The sequence below is a fragment of the Streptomyces griseofuscus genome, assembly GCF_014673495.1.
Classification (GTDB): Bacteria; Actinomycetota; Actinomycetes; order Streptomycetales; family Streptomycetaceae; genus Streptomyces; species Streptomyces murinus.
This window is the reverse complement of the sequence record NZ_CP051006.1, coordinates 2,735,853-2,752,159: the sequence shown is the minus strand read 5'-3', so window position 1 is coordinate 2,752,159 and position 16,307 is coordinate 2,735,853. Positions and strand designations below refer to the sequence as shown.

General features: G+C 71.9%; 14 protein-coding genes. 5 read left to right on the top strand and 9 right to left on the bottom strand.

Going from position 1 to position 16,307, the window contains the following annotated elements; all coding sequences use genetic code 11:
- The first annotated feature begins 34 nt into the window (after window positions 1-34).
- From HEP81_RS11935 to HEP81_RS11925, 3 genes are read left to right on the top strand one after another with little or no spacing between them, the layout of a single operon-like run.
- Entirely contained in the window at window positions 35-1,636 is a 1,602-nt protein-coding gene (locus HEP81_RS11935) for an ABC transporter permease (RefSeq protein WP_037654688.1), read from the top strand.
- Complete coding sequence (locus HEP81_RS11930; RefSeq protein WP_037654686.1) at window positions 1,633-2,652, top strand: ABC transporter ATP-binding protein; 1,020 nt, start codon at window positions 1,633-1,635, stop codon at window positions 2,650-2,652. Before HEP81_RS11935 ends, HEP81_RS11930 begins: the two co-directional genes overlap by 4 nt.
- 24 nt (window positions 2,653-2,676) lie before the next feature.
- A complete protein-coding gene (locus HEP81_RS11925) occupies window positions 2,677-3,474 on the top strand; it encodes a maleylpyruvate isomerase family mycothiol-dependent enzyme (RefSeq protein ID WP_037654537.1) in 798 nt (265 codons plus the stop codon).
- Between the two features lie 109 nt (window positions 3,475-3,583).
- Here HEP81_RS11925 and HEP81_RS11920 read toward each other — a convergent pair whose 3' ends face one another.
- The 5 genes from HEP81_RS11920 to HEP81_RS11900 form a co-directional block, all read right to left on the bottom strand.
- Window positions 3,584-4,717 (bottom strand): LOG family protein, encoded by a 1,134-nt coding sequence (locus tag HEP81_RS11920; RefSeq protein WP_037654536.1) that lies wholly within the window; start codon window positions 4,715-4,717, stop codon window positions 3,584-3,586.
- A gap of 133 nt (window positions 4,718-4,850) precedes the next feature.
- Complete coding sequence (locus HEP81_RS11915; protein ID WP_037654535.1) at window positions 4,851-6,194, bottom strand: hypothetical protein; 1,344 nt, start codon at window positions 6,192-6,194, stop codon at window positions 4,851-4,853.
- Window positions 6,176-6,916, bottom strand: coding sequence for an ABC transporter ATP-binding protein (locus tag HEP81_RS11910; protein WP_037654533.1), 741 nt, complete (start codon window positions 6,914-6,916; stop codon window positions 6,176-6,178). The genes HEP81_RS11915 and HEP81_RS11910 overlap by 19 nt, the downstream gene beginning before the upstream one ends.
- Before the next feature lie 191 nt (window positions 6,917-7,107).
- Complete coding sequence (locus tag HEP81_RS11905; protein ID WP_078967303.1) at window positions 7,108-8,490, bottom strand: aspartate aminotransferase family protein; 1,383 nt, start codon at window positions 8,488-8,490, stop codon at window positions 7,108-7,110.
- Window positions 8,475-8,993 carry an Lrp/AsnC family transcriptional regulator gene (locus tag HEP81_RS11900; RefSeq protein WP_037654527.1) on the bottom strand — a complete coding sequence of 173 codons (519 nt, stop codon included), beginning with the start codon at window positions 8,991-8,993 and terminating at the stop codon, window positions 8,475-8,477. Before HEP81_RS11900 ends, HEP81_RS11905 begins: the two co-directional genes overlap by 16 nt.
- A 205-nt stretch (window positions 8,994-9,198) precedes the next feature.
- On the opposite strand from HEP81_RS11900, the gene HEP81_RS11895 reads away from it, so the two are divergent.
- Window positions 9,199-10,635, top strand: a complete 1,437-nt coding sequence (locus tag HEP81_RS11895) for a gamma-aminobutyraldehyde dehydrogenase (protein ID WP_037654522.1) — start codon at window positions 9,199-9,201, stop codon at window positions 10,633-10,635.
- Between the two features lie 160 nt (window positions 10,636-10,795).
- On the top strand, window positions 10,796-11,986 hold the full coding sequence (locus tag HEP81_RS11890; RefSeq protein ID WP_037654521.1) for an extracellular solute-binding protein: 1,191 nt from the start codon (window positions 10,796-10,798) through the stop codon (window positions 11,984-11,986).
- A 72-nt stretch (window positions 11,987-12,058) separates the two neighbouring features.
- On the opposite strand, the gene HEP81_RS11885 is transcribed toward HEP81_RS11890, so the two are convergent.
- Genes HEP81_RS11885 through HEP81_RS11870 form a run of 4 tightly spaced genes read right to left on the bottom strand, consistent with a single transcriptional unit; the run spans window position 12,059 to window position 16,171 of the window.
- Window positions 12,059-12,934: a carbohydrate ABC transporter permease gene (locus tag HEP81_RS11885; RefSeq protein WP_037654519.1), complete on the bottom strand. Its 876-nt coding sequence runs from the start codon at window positions 12,932-12,934 to the stop codon at window positions 12,059-12,061.
- Entirely contained in the window at window positions 12,931-13,887 is a 957-nt protein-coding gene (locus HEP81_RS11880) for a carbohydrate ABC transporter permease (RefSeq protein WP_037654517.1), read from the bottom strand. Before HEP81_RS11880 ends, HEP81_RS11885 begins: the two co-directional genes overlap by 4 nt.
- Window positions 13,881-15,194, bottom strand: a complete 1,314-nt coding sequence (locus tag HEP81_RS11875) for an ABC transporter substrate-binding protein (protein WP_243279395.1) — start codon at window positions 15,192-15,194, stop codon at window positions 13,881-13,883. The genes HEP81_RS11880 and HEP81_RS11875 overlap by 7 nt, the downstream gene beginning before the upstream one ends.
- Entirely contained in the window at window positions 15,194-16,171 is a 978-nt protein-coding gene (locus tag HEP81_RS11870; RefSeq protein WP_051850096.1) for a GNAT family N-acetyltransferase, read from the bottom strand. Before HEP81_RS11870 ends, HEP81_RS11875 begins: the two co-directional genes overlap by 1 nt.
- Window positions 16,172-16,307: the final 136 nt, after the last annotated feature.

The window sequence follows — 16,307 nt, the reverse complement described above, 5'->3', positions numbered from 1 at the left end:
GACACGGCGCGGGAGCGCGGCGCGGCTGGGGCTGATGGCCCTGCCCGTCGCGTTCTTCGCCCTGTTCTTCGCCTGGCCCGTCGCCGCGATCGTGGCGCGTGGTCTGAAGACCGACGGCGGCTGGCAGTTCGGGCGGATCGCGGACGTGGTCACCCAGCCGGACATCCGGCATGTGCTGTGGTTCACCACCTGGCAGGCGCTCGCCTCCACCGCGCTCACCCTGCTGCTCGCGCTGCCCGCCGCGTTCGTCTTCGCCCGCCTCGACTTCCCCGGCAAACAGGTGCTGCGGGCCGTCGTCACCGTCCCGTTCGTGCTGCCCACCGTCGTCGCCGGCAGCGCCTTCCTCGCGCTCGTCGGCCACGGCGGACTGCTCGACCAGCTGTGGGGCGTACGGCTGGACACCACCGTGTGGGCGATCCTGCTCGCGCACGTCTTCTTCAACTACGCGGTCGTCGTACGGACCGTGGGCGGACTGTGGGCGCAGCTCGATCCCCGCCAGGAGGAGGCCGCGCGGATGCTCGGCGCCTCCCCGTTCGCCGCCTGGCGGAAGGTGACCCTGCCCGCCCTCGGGCCCGCCGTGGCCGCCGCCGCGCTGATGGTGTTCCTGTTCACCTTCACCTCCTTCGGCGTCGTCCAGATCCTCGGCGGCCCCACCTTCTCCACCCTCGAAGTGGAGATCTACCGCCAGACCTCCGAGGTCTTCGACCTGACCACGGCCGCCGTCCTCACCCTCGTCCAGTTCGCCGCCGTCGGCGCGATCCTCGGCGTGCACGCCTGGACGGTACGGCGCCGGGAGAGCGCCCTGCGCCTGGTCGACCCCCGGCTCACCGCGCGGCGGCCGCGCGGCGCCGGGCAGCGGGCCCTGCTCGCCGGCGTCCTCGCCACCGTGGCGCTGCTCCTGGTGCTGCCGCTCGCCGTTCTCGTCCGCCGCTCCCTGGACGCCCCCGGCTTCGGCTACTACCGGGCGCTGACCCGCACCGACGGCGGTACGTTCCTGGTGGCGCCGGTGCACGCCGTGTGGACCTCGCTCCAGTACGCCGTCGCCGCCACCGCCATCGCCGTGCTGATCGGCGGCCTCGCCGCCGCCGCGCTGGCCCGGCGGGACGCGGGCCGCCTGGTACGGGGCTTCGACGCGCTGCTGATGCTGCCGCTCGGGGTGTCCGCCGTGACCGTCGGCTTCGGCTTCCTGATCGCCCTCGACAAGCCGCCGCTGGATCTGCGCCAGTCCTGGATCCTGGTGCCGCTCGCCCAGGCCCTGGTCGGCGCCCCCTTCGTGGTCCGCACCATGCTGCCGGTGCTGCGCGCCGTCGACACCCGGCTGCGGGAGGCGGCGGCCGTGCTCGGGGCCTCGCCCTGGCGGGTGTGGCGGGAGATCGATCTCCCGCTGGTACGGCGGGCGTTGCTGGTCGCGGCCGGGTTCGCGTTCGCCGTCTCGCTCGGCGAGTTCGGCGCGACCGTGTTCATCGCCCGGCCCGACAACCCGACCCTGCCGGTGGCCGTGGCCCGGCTGCTCAGCCGCCCCGGGGACCTCAACTACGGCCAGGCGATGGCCCTTTCGACCATTCTGATGGTGGTGTGCGCCGCCGCCCTGCTCCTCCTGGAGCGGCTGCGGACGGACCGGACAGGGGAGTTCTGATGCTGAGCCTTCAGGGCGCGACCGTGCGTTTCGGCGGGCGGCCCGTGCTGGACACGGTGGACCTGGAGGTCGCCGAGCACGAGGTGGTGTGCGTGCTCGGGCCCAGCGGGAGTGGCAAGTCCACCCTGCTGCGAGCGGTCGCCGGGCTCCAGCCCCTGGACGCCGGGCGGGTCTCGCTCGCCGGGCGGGACCAGGGCGGGGTGCCCGCGCACCAGCGCGGGGTCGGCCTGATGTTCCAGGACCACCAGCTCTTCCCGCAGCGCGACGTCGGCGCCAATGTGGCGTTCGGGCTGCGGATGCACGGCGTGGCGAAGGGCGAACGGGACGCCCGGGTGGGCGAGTTGCTGGAACTGGTCGGACTGCCGGGCGCGGCCCGCCGGGCGGTGGCCGCGCTGTCCGGCGGCGAGCAGCAGCGCGTCGCCCTCGCCCGCGCGCTCGCCCCCCGGCCCCGGCTGCTGATGCTGGACGAACCCCTCGGCCAGCTCGACCGCTCGCTGCGCGAACGCCTCGTGGTCGAACTCCGCGAACTCTTCGGGCGGTTGGGTACCACCGTGCTCGCCGTCACCCACGACCAGGGCGAGGCGTTCGCGCTGGCCGACCGGGTGGTGGTGATGCGGGACGGCCGGATCGCCCAGTCCGGGACGCCACTTGACGTCTGGCGGCGCCCCGCCGACGCGTTCGTGGCCCGCTTCCTCGGCTTCGAGAACGTGGTCCCGGCGACGGTCGCGGGCACGGTCGCCGACAGCCCCTGGGGCAAACTGCCGGTCCCGCAGGACGCCCCACAGGGTGCCCGGACCCTGCTCGTCCGGCCCGCCGGGGTACGGCTCGTCCCCGCCGACACCGGGCTGACCTGCACCGTTGCCGCCCGCACCTTCAAGGGTACCCATGTCGCGGTCCACCTACAGCCCGAGGACGGCCCCCGCCTCGAAGCGGCCTGCGCGCTGCGGGACGCGCCGGGGAGCGGGGACACGGTGGGCGCGGAGTTCGACGCGGACGAAATCGTCGTGCTCGACTGATCGGCCGCCGCCTAGGGTGGGCCCATGACCTACCTCGCGCATGAGCGGTACTGCGATGAAATCGCCCTTCAAGTAGGGCAGTTGAGAGAACTGATCACCTCCGGCGCGGATCTGTCGGCCACCGTGCCGACCTGCCCGGAGTGGTCACTGGAGCAGCTCGTACGGCACATGGGCGGTGCCCTGCGCTGGTCCGGCACGCTGGTGCGGGAGCGGGCCCAGGAGCTGATCCCGACGGCCACGATCCCGCTCGGCGGCGGCCCCGAGGAGCGGGGCGACCCGGCCGCGCTGGACGCGTGGCTCGCGGAGTGCGGCGAGCTGGTCGTCGGCGCGCTGCGGAAGGCGGGTCCGGGGGCCGAGGTGTGGAGCTGGATGGGCGTCTCCACCAGCGGCTTCTGGGCGCGCCGGATGGCCCATGAGATCACCGTGCACCGTGCCGACGCGGCACTCACCACCGGGGCGCCGTACGAGGTCGCACCCGACATCGCCGCGGACGCGCTGGACGAGTGGCTGGAGCTGGTGGAGTGGGTGCGGCGCACCGGTGCCCGTGAATGGGCCGCGGATCTGCGCGGGCCCGCGCGCACGCTCCATCTGCACGCCACCGACGCCGCGCCGGAGTTGAACGCCGAGTGGCTGGTCGAGATGGACGAGAGCGGGGTCAGCTGGCGGCGCGGGCATGAGAAGGCGACGGTCGCGTTGCGGGGGCCGCTCACATCGGTGCTGCTCGCCTTCTACCGGCGGCTGCCGCTGGACGCCCCGGGGCTCGAAGTCGTAGGAGAGCGTGCGGTGTTGGAGGTCTGGCTGAAGAACTCAAGCTTCGGATGAGCGTCGTAGGGTACGTCCTCGATCGCCGGGTGCGGCAGTGCGCGGCTGATCGCGCAGTTCCCCGCGCTCCTTGGGCGCGCTGCTCGCCACCGGCGTCGAGGACGTACGCCTACCGCGATCCGGCCCCCAGCCGGGCCAGCGCCTCCGGAGCCTCCTCGATCCGGTCCACGAGGGCGATCCGGGACTCCAACTCCCGCCCCCGCGCCAGCGACCGGAGCAGCGGCCACGCCGGCAGCTCCCGCGTCCAGTGGTCCCGGTCCACCAGCACCATCGGCCGCGGTTCGCCGTACGACTCGTAGTAGTTCGGCGTCGCGTTGTCGAAGATCTCCTGTACGGTCCCGGCGGCGCCCGGCAGGAACACCACTCCCGCGGTGGAGCGGGCCAGCAGGCCGTCCTCGCGGACGGCGTTGGCGAAGTACTTGGCGATGTGCGCGGCGAAGGCGTTCGGCGGCTCATGTCCGTAGAACCAGGTCGGGATGCCGATCGAGGCGCCCCCCTCGGGCCAGCGGGCGCGCACCTCGAAGGCGGCCCGCGCCCACTCCGTGACGGACGGCCGGAAGGAGGGCGCCTTGGCGAGCGGCACCAGCGCCTCGTCCAGCATGGTGTCCGCGAACGGGGCCGCGTACGCGCCGAGGTTCGCCGCCTCCATCGCGCCGGGACCGCCACCGGTGGCGACGGTGTACCCGGCGCGGGCGAGCGAGCGGCCGAGCCGGGCGGCACCGGCGTACTCGACCGTGCCCCGGGCCATCGCATGACCGCCCATGACCCCGACCACCCGGCAGCCGTCGAGGACTTCGTCCAGCGCGTCGGAGACGGCGTCGTCATGGATCGCGCGCAGCATCGAGGCGAAGACGTCGCCGTCGGCCGTCGTCCGCCGGAACCAGCCGTAGGCCCGCGCGTCCGGCGTCGCCTCGTACCCCTCCTCCAGCGACGCGAACAGCTCGTCCGGCGTGTACGGGCAGCCCCGGTACGGGTCGAAGGGCAGGCCCGGGACCGGCGGGAACACCAGGGCGCCGGACGCGCGCACCCGGGCGGCGGCCTCGGGGGCCATCGGCGAGCCCAGGAAGACGGCGTCCGTGGTGTCGAGACGGAGCAGCGCGTCGGTACGCCCCGTCAGGTCCACGGCCTGGACGCGGCAGCGGGCCAGCGACCCGTGCTCGGCGACGGCGCGGTCGAACTCGGCGAGCGACTCGATCTCCTGGGCGCGGGCGGCGCGCCGGGGCCGGTCGGGTGGGGTGGGCATCCGCCCATGCTAGGGACCGGACCGTCGCCCGGCCGCGACCGGGGGTACGGCGACGCTCCCCTCAAGCCCTCAAGCCCTCAAGCCCTCAAGCCCTCAGGCCCTCAGGCCCTCAGCGGCTCAGCAACTCAGCAGCTCAGCGGGTCAGCGGAAAGGCGGCCAGCGCGGCGATCGCCAGGGTGAGCGGTGCGAAGAAGGCCAGCAGGGCGAAGGCACGCAGGGCGGCGGCGCCGCGCAGCACCGTCGCGGGGGCGCCGAGGCGCAGCAGCGCGTCGGTGGTCTCGGCGCGGCCCTGGCGGGTTTCGACGGCCACGGTCAGCAAAGTGGCGAAGGCGCAGCCCGCGACGACCAGTGCGCCGAGGGCGCTCAGCGGGCCGAAGGGGCGGCCGGGGGAGTCGTACAGGGTGGTCACGGCGTACCCGGCGGCGGTGACCGCGCACAGGATGCCGAGGGGGCGGCCGATCCTGGTGGCCTCCGCCATCAGGCCCCGGCCCGCGAGGAGGCGGAGGGCGCCGGGGCGCGCGCATTGCAGCAGACGGCCGCACAGATGGGTGAGGCCGGGGGCGGCCAGGACCAGGCCGACGGCGGTGAGGAGCCAGCCGAGGAGGAAGAAGCCGGCGCCGGTGGGGACGGTGGTGAAGGTGAAGGCGGGGGTGGGGGGTGTGCGGCCCGCGTACGCCTGGGCGGTGAGACCGGCGGCGACGAGGGCCACCGCCCAGGGGAGGCCGGCGGGGGTGTCGCCGGCGCCCTCGTCGTCGGGCTTGTCGGTGAGCGACGGCGAGGTGAACCGCGGGTCGATCACACCGGCCGGGGCCGCGGCTGCCGGGGTGCCTTTCCCGGCGGCGCCTCCACCGCCCGCCGCCTCCACCTCGCCGGTACGACCACCCGCGGCCGGACCACCCGCGGCCGGACCGCCGGCCTGCCTCACGAACGGCAGATACCTCCGCTGCGGCCGCACCACCGGCCGTGGATCGCTGGGCCGCAGGGCCAGCGCCACCGCGACCGTCGCCACCACCGGTACCACCGCGAGCAGGGTGAGGGTCGCCGCGAGCGGGAGGGACTTGCCGGCGGCCAGGAAGGACGCGCCCGCGCCGTCGAACGGCAGCCCCGTCAGATCGCCCCGCAGATGCAGGAAGAGGGAGAGGGCGACGAGCGAGCCCAGGGTGGTGGACAGGGCCGTGACCAGGGAGGAGACGGCCATCAGCCGGGCCGGCCCGAGGCCGATGGCGGAGAGGCCTGGGCGCGGTCGGGTGCCGGGGTCGGTGCGGGCCACGGCGAGAGCGAGGTACACCGTGGCGGCGACCGGTACCACGCACCAGGCCAGCCGGAGCGCGGCCGAGCCCGCCGCCTCGGGGCGCTTCAGGGCGTACCCGAGGCAGGACAGCAGCAGGAACCCGGTGCCCGCGGAGGCCGCCGCCACCAGCAGGCGGCGCAGCTGGACGGCGGGCCGGGCAGCGCGGGTCAGACGGAGATCGAGCACGCGGCCCGGCCTTCCGCGTCGGGGATCTCCGGCAGATGTACGGTCCGCACCGGCCGGCCGTCCAGCAGGTTCACCGTGCGGTCGGCGAGGGCCGCGGTCTCCGGGTCGTGGGTGGCGAGGACCACGGTGATGCCGTGCGAGCGGGCGGCGCTGGTGAGGGTGCGCAGCACATGGCCGCGGTCGGCGCGGTGCAGGGGGGCCGTCGGCTCGTCGGCGAACAGCACGGTGGGCGCCGGGGCCAGCGCGCGGGCGATGGAGACCCGCTGGCGTTCGGACTGGCGCAGCCGGTGCGGGCGCTTGCGGGCCGCCTCCCCGATGTCCAGGCGCTCCAGCCACTCCAGCGCGGTGGTCTTGGCCCGGCGGCGGCTGGTGCCGCGCAGCATCAGCGGAAGCGCCGCGTTCTCCCAGGCGTTCAGCTCGGGCACCAGGCCCGGTTCGGGGCCGATCCAGCAGAAGCGGTCGCGGCGCAGCCGCTCGCGGTGCGCCGGGCCGAGGGTGTGCAGCGGGGTGCTGTTGAACCAGACCTCGCCCTCGCGCACCGGCTCCAGGCCGGACAGACAGCGCAGCAGGGTCGTTTTGCCGCTGCCCCGGGGGCCGCTGACGGCGAGGATCTCGCCCTCCCGGACGGCGATCGAGACCCCGGCGAGTCCGGGGGAGCCGTCGGGGTGCGTGAAGTGCAGGGAGCGTGCCCAGAGCACGTCGTTGTCCGGCGGAGCCTCCATGGGCGTACACCTCGGTTCTGATCCGTTTTTCCCGTGCCCGTTCCTCCATACGGGGGAACGAAGGCAGGGCCGATCGGTCACTGGCACGCTAGGCAGCCGCCGCACGGTGGCCGGACAGCACACGGCCCCGGGCCTCCGTTCTCACTCGAACGGGCGGCTCCGGGGCCGGTCGCGGTCACACCGTCAGCTGATTACAGCTTGGTCCACGCCTCGGTGAGGGTGGCCCGCAGGATCTGCTCGATCTCGTCGAACGTCTCCTGGTTGGAGATCAGCGGCGGGGCGAGCTGGATGACCGGGTCGCCGCGGTCGTCGGCACGGCAGTACAGGCCGTTCTCGAACAGCGCCTTGGAGAGGAAGCCGTACAGGACGCGCTCGGTCTCCTCGTCGCTGAAGGACTCCTTGGTGGCCTTGTCCTTGACCAGCTCGATGCCGTAGAAGAAGCCGTTGCCGCGGACGTCGCCGACGATCGGCAGGTCGTGCAGCTTCTGGAGCGTCTGGAGGAAGTTGCCCTCGTTGTCCAGCACGTGCTGGTTGAGGTTCTCGCGCTCGAACAGGTCGAGGTTGGCGAGGCCGACGGCCGCGGAGACCGGGTGGCCGCCGAAGGTGTAGCCGTGCAGGAAGGTGTTGTCACCCTTGTAGAACGGCTCCGCCAGGCGGTCGGAGACGATGCAGGCGCCGATCGGGGAGTAGCCCGAGGTCATGCCCTTGGCGCAGGTGATCATGTCCGGGACGTAGCCGAACTTGTCGCACGCGAACATGGTGCCGAGGCGGCCGAAGGCGCAGATGACCTCGTCGGAGACGAGCAGCACGTCGTACTTGTCGCAGATCTCGCGCACGCGCTGGAAGTAGCCGGGCGGCGGCGGGAAGCAGCCACCGGCGTTCTGCACCGGCTCCAGGAAGACCGCGGCGACGGTGTCCGGGCCCTCGAACAGGATCTCCTGCTCGATCTGGTCGGCGGCCCAGCGGCCGAAGGCCTCCGGGTCGTCGCCGAAGAGCGGCGCGCGGTAGATGTTGGTGTTCGGCACCTTGTGCGCGCCCGGCACCAGCGGCTCGAAGGGGGCCTTCAGGCCCGGCAGGCCGGTGATGGAGAGCGCGCCCTGCGGGGTGCCGTGGTAGGCGACCGCGCGGGAGATGACCTTGTACTTGGTGGGCTTGCCGGTCAGCTTGAAGTACTGCTTGGCCAGCTTCCAGGCGGTCTCGACGGCCTCGCCGCCACCGGTGGTGAAGAAGACCTTGTTCAGGTCGCCGGGGGCGTAGTCGGCGAGGCGCTCGGCGAGCTCGACGGCCTTCGGGTGGGCGTACGACCACACCGGGAAGAAGGCCAGCTCCTGGGCCTGCTTGAACGCGGTCTCGGCGAGCTCCGTGCGGCCGTGCCCGGCCTGGACCACGAACAGGCCCGCGAGACCGTCGAGGTAGCGCTTGCCCTTGTCGTCGTAGACGTAGGTGCCCTCGCCCCGGACGATCGTCGGGACGGGAGAGTTCTCGTACGAGGACATGCGGGTGAAGTGCATCCACAGGTGGTCGTACGCGGTGCGGCTGAGGTCCTTCTGGGTCACGGTTATCGGGTTCCCCACATGTAGGTCTGCTTCTTCAGCTTCATGTACACGAAGCTTTCGGTGGAGCGCACGCCGGGCAGTGCCCGGATGCGTTTGTTGATGACGTCCAGCAGGTGGTCGTCGTCCTCGCACACGATCTCGGCGAGGATGTCGAACGAGCCCGCGGTCATCACCACGTACTCGACTTCCGACATGTCAGTCAGCACGTCAGCGATCGACTCGACATCGCCCTCGACGTGGATGCCCACCATCGCCTGCCGGCGGAAGCCCACGGTGAGCGGGTCCGTGACGGCGACGATCTGCATCACGCCCTGGTCCAGCAGCTTCTGGACGCGCTGGCGCACGGCCGCCTCCGACAGGCCGACGGCCTTGCCGATCGCGGCGTACGGCCGCCGGCCGTCCTCCTGGAGCTGCTGAATGATGGCGAGGGAGACGGCGTCCAACGTGGGACTGCCGTTCCTGGACTCGCGGGGCGAGTCCCTCTGGTCTGCGCTTCGACTGGCCACGCGCTCACTGTGCACGAGGTCTCGTCAGTTTCGCAAGCCCCGATCGATGAAATTCGTTGTTTGAGGGATCAAAGCTTGCGGATTTCGCAGAAGTGGCGGCAGTGGGGGTGTTGAAAACGTGGGGGTGCCGACTAGGGTGGGGTGTCTCAGTGATCGGACAGCCCCACGGGCCGTCCGGGCTGGACCGCTCGAACCCTCGAACCAGATCAGGAGGCCGGCAGTGAGCACCGAGCTGCGTCGTCTGCGCAACTACATCGACGGTGAGTTCCGGGACGCCGCCGACGGACGGACCACCGAGGTGGTCAACCCCGCGACCGGTGAGGCGTACGCGACCGCGCCGCTGTCCGGACCGGCGGACGTGGACGCCGCCATGGAGGCCGCCGCCCGCGCCTTCCCCGCCTGGCGCGACGCCACGCCGGCCGAGCGCCAGCGGGCCCTGCTGAAGATCGCCGACGCGTTCGAGGAGCGGGCCGAGGAGCTGATCGCGGCCGAGGTGGAGAACACGGGCAAGCCCACCGGGCTCACCCGCTCCGAGGAGATCCCGCCGATGGTCGACCAGATCCGCTTCTTCGCCGGTGCGGCGCGGATGCTGGAGGGCCGCTCGGCCGGTGAGTACATGGAGGGGATGACCTCGATCATCCGCCGCGAGCCGATCGGCGTCTGCGCCCAGGTCGCGCCGTGGAACTACCCGATGATGATGGCCGTATGGAAGTTCGCCCCGGCGCTCGCCGCGGGCAACACCGTCGTCCTCAAGCCCTCGGACACCACCCCCGCCTCCTCGGTGCTGATCGCGGAGATCATCGGCTCGGTGCTGCCCAAGGGCGTCTTCAACGTCATCTGCGGCGACCGTGACACCGGCCGTCTGATGGTCGAGCACGAGACCCCGGCGATGGCCTCCATCACCGGCTCCGTGCGCGCCGGCATGTCGGTCGCCGAGTCCGCGTCCAAGGACCTCAAGCGGGTCCACCTGGAGCTGGGCGGCAAGGCGCCGGTCGTCGTCTTCGAGGACACCGACATCGCCAAGGCCGTCGAGGACATCTCGATGGCGGGCTTCTTCAACGCCGGCCAGGACTGTACGGCCGCCTGCCGCGTCCTCGTCCACGAGTCGATCCACGACGAGTTCGTGGCCGCGCTGGCCAAGGCCGCCGAAGAGACCAAGACCGGGCAGCCGGACGACGAGGACGTGCTCTACGGCCCGCTGAACAACCCCAACCAGCTCAAGCAGGTCGAGGGCTTCATCGAGCGGCTGCCCGCGCACGCGCGGGTGGAGGCCGGTGGCAAGCGGGTCGGAGACAAGGGCTACTTCTTCGCGCCGACCGTGGTCTCCGGCGTCAAGCAGGACGACGAGATCATCCAGAAGGAGGTCTTCGGGCCGGTCATCACCGTCCAGTCCTTCACGGACGAGGACCAGGCCCTGGAGTTCGCCAACGGCGTGGAGTACGCCCTGGCCTCCTCGGTGTGGACCAAGGACCACGCCCGCGCGATGCGCATGTCCAAGAAGATGGACTTCGGCTGCGTGTGGATCAACACCCACATCCCGCTGGTCGCGGAGATGCCGCACGGCGGCTTCAAGAAGTCCGGCTACGGCAAGGACCTCTCGGCGTACGGCTTCGAGGACTACACCCGGGTCAAGCACGTGATGACGTCGCTGGGCTAGCCCTGACGGAACATCACCGGCGGCCCCCGCACAGGACACCTTCCTGTGCGGGGGCCGCCTTTTGGCGCACCGGACTGATCGACAAGGTGTCGGACAGGGCGCTCCCCGCTCGACGCAGCGTCGATTGTGTGCCCGGACGGGGGAGCGGCATCCTTCCGGGGTGCCCCAGACTTCTTCGCGTACGACCGTCTCCCGCCGTTCCCTGCTGCGCGCGCTCGGCGGCACCGCCGCGCTCGGTGCGCTGGCCGGCTGTGGAGTGCCCGCCGCCTACGTCCGGCCCGGCGATCGATCGGTGAGTGACGAGTCCGCCTCCGATCACCGGCTGACCTGGGCGAACTGGCCGCTGTACATCGACACCGACGACAAGAACCCGAACCGTCGGCCCACCCTCGACGCGTTCGAGAAGCGCACCGGGATACGCGTGGAGTACGTCGAGGAGATCAACGACAACGACGAGTTCTTCGGCAAGATCAGCCCCGCGCTGATGAACCACCAGTCCACGGGCCGCGATCTGATCGTCATCAGCGACTGGATGTGCGCCCGGTTCGTACGGCTGGGCTGGGTGCAGGAGATGGACCGCGCGCACCAGCCGAACGTGGCGAAGTACCTCGACCCGCTGCTGCGCACGCCCGCCTTCGACAAGGGCCGCAGATTCACCGTGCCGTGGCAGTCCGGGATCACCGGCATCGCCTACAACCGCAAGAAGCTCGGCCGCGAGATCCGCGCGGTCAAGGACCTCTGGGCGAACGACCTCAAGGGCCGGGTCACCCTCCTGTCCGGCCTGGACGAGTCCTTCGCGCTGCTGATGCAGGGCAACGGCGTGGATGTCACCAAGTGGACCGCGCACGACTTCCACACCATGTGCGACGAGGTGGAACGACAGGTCCGCCGGGGCCAGATCCGCCGCTTCACCGGCAACGACTACACCAAGGACCTGGTCAGCGGCGACGTCCTGGCCTGCCAGGCGTACTCGGGCGATGTCATCCAGCTCCAGGCGGACAACCCCGACATCCGCTTCGTCGTCCCCGAGGAGGGCGCCGAGCTGTGGTCGGACTCCCTGATGATCCCCAACCGGGCCGATCACAAGGCCAACGCCGAGCGACTGGTCGACTACTACTACGACCCGGAGGTCGCCGCGAAGCTGGCCGCCTGGGTCAACTACGTCTGCCCGGTCCCGGCCGCCAAGGACGTCCTGGCCGACGCCGCCGACAAGGACACCGCGGCCCTCGCCGACAATCCCCTGATCTTCCCCGACTCCACCATGCGCTCCCGTCTCGCCATCGCCCGCGACATCACCTCCGCGGAACGCGTGGAGTTCGCCCGGCGCTGGAACCAGATCGTGGGCCTGTGAGCCGGGTACCGGCGGCGCGGGCGCAGCGCCCGGCGGAGGGCTCGGGCCTCGATCTGGACGCGCGACGGTGCCTCACTTCAGGCCGCTGAGCATCACGCCCCGGATGTAGTGCTTCTGGAGCAGCAGGAAGAGGACCAGGACCGGGAGGATGCTCAGGACCAGGGCGGCCATGACGACCGGCATGGTGCGGGTGGGGTCGACGTAGTCCTGGAGGAGCTGGATGCCGACCGGGAGGGTCATCACGTCCGGGTCGGCGGTGGAGATCAGCAGGGCCCAGATGTACTCGTTCCAGGCGTCCACGAAGGTCAGCAGGGCCAGGGTGACCAGGACCGGCTTGGTCTGGGGCAGGACGATGCGCCACCAGAGGGTGAACTCGCCCGCGCCGTCCAGGCGGGCGGCCTCCAGGATCTCGTCCGGGACCGAGACCATGAACTGCCGCATCAGGAAGATCCCGAACCCGTTGACGAGGAACGGCATCGCGAGCGCCACCACGCTGACGGTCAGCCCCGCGCCGCCCCGCCCGAGCACATCGTTGCCGCCCGCCAGCGGCCAGTGCACCAGGATCAGGAAGTGCGGGATGAAGAAGAGGAACGGCGGGAACATCATCGTGGCCAGCACCAGCCGGAAGATGAAGTCCCGTCCCCGGAACCGGAGTTTGGCGAGCGCGTACCCGGCGAGCGACGAGGTGAGCAGCACCGAGCCGGTGATCAGCGCCGTCGCGGTGGCACTGTTGCGGAACAGCACCGGCAGGTCCAACTGGTGCAGCGCGGCGGCGTAGTTGCCGAAGTCGAACCCCTTCGGGAGGAAGCGGTACGGCAGTTTCCCCGACTCGCCCGGCCCCTTGAAGGACGTCATCACCATGTCCAGGAACGGCACCACCATGAGCACGGCACCGGACAGGACCAGCAGATACGACACCCACGGCACCCGCTGACGGCGGCGGCTCACGCGTCCTCCCCGCTGCGCCGGAACACCCACAACTGCACCAGCGTGATCACCAGCACCACCACGAACAGCACGAACGCGGCCGCGCTCGCCGTACCCCAGTCGCCGTACGAGAACGCCTGCCGGTACATCTCCAGCGCGGCCACCGCCGTCGCGTCACCGGGACCGCCCTTGGTCATCACCGTGATCAGCGCGAACGACTGGAGCCCGGTGAGGAATTGGGTGATGCACACGAACAGCAGCGAGGGCCGCAGCAACGGCAGCGTGATCTTGCGGAAGACGGTGACGGCACCGGCGCCGTCCAGCTCCGCGGCCTCGTAGTACGAGCGCGGGATCGACTTCAGCCCCGCCGTGAGGACCAGGATCGCCGACCCCGCCGAGGCCCACGCCTGGACGACCACCACCGCGGGCAGCGCCGTGTGCGGATCCTGGAGGAAGGCGACCGAGCCGAGCCCGAGGGCGTTCAGGACGCCGTTGACGAGGCCGCCCGGCTCGTACATGTACTTCCACACATTGCCGACGGCGACCACGGTCGTGACCATCGGCAGGAAGTACAGCGTCCGCCACAGCCCCTGGAACCGCAGCCGGTCGATGCAGGTGGCGACGAGCACCGAGCCCGCGAGCGCGATGACCACCGTCCCCAGCGCGAACAGCACCGTGTTGGTGAGGACCGGCGCCAGGAACGTCGACCCCCGCGCGAACAGCCCCGTGAAGTTGGCCGGGCCGACCGGCCGGATCTCCCCGAGATCGAACCCGGACCAGCGCGACATCGACAGCAGCAGGGCGAAGCCGAGCGGCAGCGCGAGGAAGACCGCGAAGAACAGCAGGACCGGGGCCAGGAAGAGATAGGCGACCACCGTCTGGCGGCGGCGGGCGCGCGCGGCCGGACCGGGTCCCGGCGGCCGTGCGCGGGACGCGGAATGTCCGGCCCGCTCCGGGGCGAGCGTGTTCACCACAGCCGCGACACCTCCTGATCGACCTGCCGGCGCGTGCCGCGCAGCGCCTCCGCCACCGACTGCTGACCGGTCCACAGCGCCTCGATATGGGTGCGCAGCAGCGTCTTCGCCTGCTGCGCGCCGGGCATGTTCGGCTCCGGCACCGCGTACGCCAGCGCGTCCAGGAACGGCCGCAGATTCGGGTCCCCGCCCCTGCCGAGCAGCGCCCGCATGTCGTCGGCCCGGCCGGTGAGCGAGCCGACCGACACCTGGAGGGCGCTCATACGGGTCACGCCCTTCGGGCCGGTCCGCTCCGCGTTGAGCCAGCGCAGGAACTCCCAGGCCTCGCGCGGGAATCGGCTGGCCGCGTTGACCCCGAGCAGAAAACCGGTGGAGAGCGTGGCGGGCCGGTCGCCCGCGCGGGGGACCGGTACGGGGGCGACGCCGACCTCCCGGTAGTCCGCGCCCATCAGCGGTTTCAGACTGCCGGTCCACCAGCCCGCGCTGATCACCATGGCCACCTGCCCGGCGGGGAACGCCTGGTAGACATTGACGCCGGGGGCGCTCGCCCCCGTGCTGACCAGACGGTGCTCCAGCTCGAACACCGCCCGCCCGGCAGGCGAGTCGATCGCGGTGCTCCGGCCGTCCGCGCTGACGAAGGCGCCCCCGGCCGCGTTCAGCAGCGCGAGGGTCTGGCCGACGGTGGTGGAGTCGTCGTACGAGGAGAGCCCGAACCCCTGGACCAGCGTGTTGCCGTACCGGTCCCGGCGCATGGTGCGCTCGGCCGCCTCGGTCAACTCCGGCCAGGTGCGCGGCGGTCGGGGGACACCGGCCGCGCGCAGCAGCCGTGCGTTGTAGTAGAGGGCGTACGTCTGCGTCTCGGTGGGATAGCCGTAGACGCGGCCCCCGACCGACGCGGCGCCGACCGCGGCCGCGCTGTAGCCGCGCCGGATCTCCGCCGTGTGCTCGGGCGGGGCGGGCCGCAGCACCCCGGCCCGGACGAGCTGGCCGGTCCACAGGCAGTACGGCTGGATGATGTCGGCGCCCTGCCCCGCCGCCTGCCGGACCATGAACGTGGTCAGCAGATCGGTGAACTCCACCGCTTTCGTGCGGACCTTGACCCGGTCGTGCGTGGCGTTCCACTCGTCCACCGGGTCCTGGAGCGCCTTCTTGAGCACCCCGCTGGAGTAGTGCGAGAGCAGGGTCAGCACGATCGGATCGCCGGGGCGGCCGGTGCCCTGACGTGGTGCCGCGCAGCCCGCGGTGAGCAGGGCGGAGGGCAGCGCGAGCGCGAAGTGCCGCCGATTCAGGCCGCGTTGGCGCCCCATCACCGGGCGGATTCCCGGCGCAGCACCCGGAACACCCGGGTCGTCTCGAAGCCGGCGGCGCGATAGAGGCGGCCCGCCGGTGACCGCTCGCCGGTCCACAGGAACCACGCCCCGTGCGCGCCGCGCGCCCGCATCCGGGCCAGGACCAGATGGAGCAGGACCTTGCCGAGCCCGGTGCCGCGCATCTCCTCCAGCACCCCGAACGGCCCGAACCGCTCGACGGCCGACTCGTACGCCCCGTGCATCGCCCACCCCACCAGCCGCCCCCCGGGCTCCCGGACGACGACGATCCGGTCCGCCGGAGCCCCGCCCGCCAGGCATTCCCGGATCGCGCGCGCCCAGTCCTGCGTGAAGTGGTCACCGGCGAGCGCGATCAGCTCCACCAGGTCGTCGTCGGCCGGAGTGCCGAACCGGTAGCCCCGCGAGGTGAGTTCGTCCCGGCGCCGGGCCACGGCGTCCGGCATCCGGTGGCCGACGAGCGAACGGTCCATCGCGGCCGCCTCGTACAGCGCCCGGAACCCGAGCGAGTCGAGGAGCTTCGCCGCCTCCGGGTAGGTCGCGGCGTCCAGTCCGGGGAGGATGTAGTGCGGGGTGTAGGAGGAGAAGTCCACGGTGGTACGGCCTTGTGCGCGCAGCCAGTTCAGGGCGCCCGTCAGCAGCAGCCGGCCGAGTCCCTGCCTGCGGGCGGCGGGGTCGACGAAGAAGAACGGGATCCAGCCCTGCTCCGGCTCCAGGTCGGTGCCGTGCAGCGGGGTCAGCCGGCGCACCGCGTAGGCGGCGCCGAGGAGACGCCCGCCGGCCACGGCGACCCGGAGTCCCTCGGGGTCGAAGTTGGCGTCGAGCAGCACGAGGGTACGGAAGCGGTCCGGGGTGATCGGATCGGCCGGCGCGCTCCGGCACCAGGCGGCCACGAGCGGCGGCCCGTCACCGGCCCGGAATCCTCGGATCTCCCTGCTGCCGACGGGAGTTGCTGACATCGACGGATCCGTCCTTCCCGGCGGGGGCGCCCTGCGACCACCTCTCGAAACGGTGGTCCGAAATGTACAGGCATATGGGGGAGTGGGGCGTGATTGACGGTCGTTCGGACTCCCGGTGCTCGCATCCCCCGGCTTT